1 protein-coding gene and 1 pseudogene are annotated in these 1,648 nt (G+C 69.2%); both read right to left on the bottom strand.

The features are described from left to right. Positions 1-458 (bottom strand): annotated as a pseudogene (locus AC1DZ6_RS24795) (cell division protein FtsN); the annotation flags it as partial. A gap of 173 nt (positions 459-631) precedes the next feature. Further along, positions 632-1,648, bottom strand: a 1,017-nt coding sequence (locus AC1DZ6_RS24790; RefSeq protein ID WP_477099755.1) for a deoxyguanosinetriphosphate triphosphohydrolase, incomplete at its 5' end; no start/stop codon positions are given.

Raw genomic sequence — 1,648 nt, 5'->3', positions numbered from 1 at the left:
GGCTTGGCCGCGGGAGTCGCCGAGACCGGCGCGGCGGGGCCGGTCGGAGCGGGCTTGGCCGGCTGCAGGGTGGCGGTCTGAACCGGCGCGGTGGGCGGCGGCGGGGTCGGACGGGCCAGCGGCGCTTCCGGCTGGGCGGCGAAGGTCGGCGAGGCCTCGGGCGTCTCGTTCTTGTAGATCTGCAGGCCGGAGGCCGGATCGGTCGGCTGGGCGGTCCCGGCCGGCGGCGCGGTCTTCATCTGGGCGACGGGCTCACCGACGGTGCGCGGCGGCTCGTTGGGGCCGCGAACGCCGCCGCGATAGATCAGCAAGACCGCGACCACCAGCGTCGCCAGCACCACCGCGCTGAGGATCAGGGTCATGGGCAGGGGCCGCGAGCCGCGAACGGGCTGACGCGCATCGAACGAGAGCGGCGCATCGGTGGGCGGCGTGTAGGCGCCGCGGTGGGGATCGGACATTCGCGTCGAGGCTCCAGAATTCCAACGCGCGGATCGTCCCTGCGAGACGAATCAGACGCGCGCCACCGTAGTTTATCGAAGCCCGAGCCTACCCAGAACCGCCGGTTCGCGTGGCATTTTCGCTTTAGCGCGTCGAACGCCGCGATTGGCGGCCGGCGCTGATGTCGCGCGGGTTAGTTCCAGACATCCAACTGGAACAACTTCCGGTGTTCTTCGATGGCGAAACGGTCGGTCATGCCCGCGATGTAGTCGCAGACCACACGGGCGCGGCCGGCCTCGTCGCGGTTCTGCGACCGGGCGAACCATTCCGACGGCAGGACGTCGGGCTCGGCCAAGAACAGACCGAACATCTCGGCCAGAATGCGGCGCGCCTGGCTTCGCGTGCGATTGACCTTCCAGTGGCGATACATCCGCGCGTGCAGGAACTGGCGCAGTCGGGCCAGGTCCTCGGCCATGTCCGCCGAGAAGGCGACCAGGGCGTGATCCAGGTTGCGGACGTCCTCGGCCGACTGCACGCCGGTGGCGGCGGCGCGCTGCAGGGTTTCACCCATAACGTCATCGACCATGGCGCCGATCATGCGGCGCACGGCCTCCAGGCGGGTCAGGCGCAGGTCCAGGTCCGGGCGCTCGCTGCGCACGGCCGCCAGGATCGGACCGATCAGCGGCACGTCCATCAGCTCGTCCAGGGTGAACAGCCCCGCCTCGACCCCGTCGTCGACGTCGTGATTGTTGTAGGCGATGTCGTCGGCCAGGGCCGCGCATTGAGCCTCGGCCGAAGCCCAGGTGTTCAGGCCCAGCTTGTACTCGCTGTCGTACTTGGAGATGGCCTTCCAGGACGGCTTGCCCAGCTTCTCGGTCACCGGACCGTTGTGCTTGATGATCCCTTCCAAGGTCTCCCAGGTCAGGTTCAGGCCGTGGAAGTCCGGATAGCGGCGCTCCAGCTCGGTGACGACGCGGAAGGTCTGGACGTTGTGGTCGAAGCCGCCGAACGCCTTCATGCAGGCCTGCAACTCGTCCTCGCCGGCGTGGCCGAACGGCGGGTGGCCGATGTCGTGGCCCAGGGCGATGGTCTCGGCCAGGTCGCTGTCCAGGCCCAGGGCCGTCGCCAGCGAACGCGCCACCTGCGCCACTTCCAGCGAATGGGTCAGGCGGGTGCGGAAGTTGTCGCCTTCGTGGGCGACGAACACCTG

The organism is Caulobacter sp. P1_B12_2 (assembly GCF_056406675.1).
Note: the sequence above shows the minus strand (reverse complement) of the source record. Positions and strands in the feature narration are given on the sequence as shown.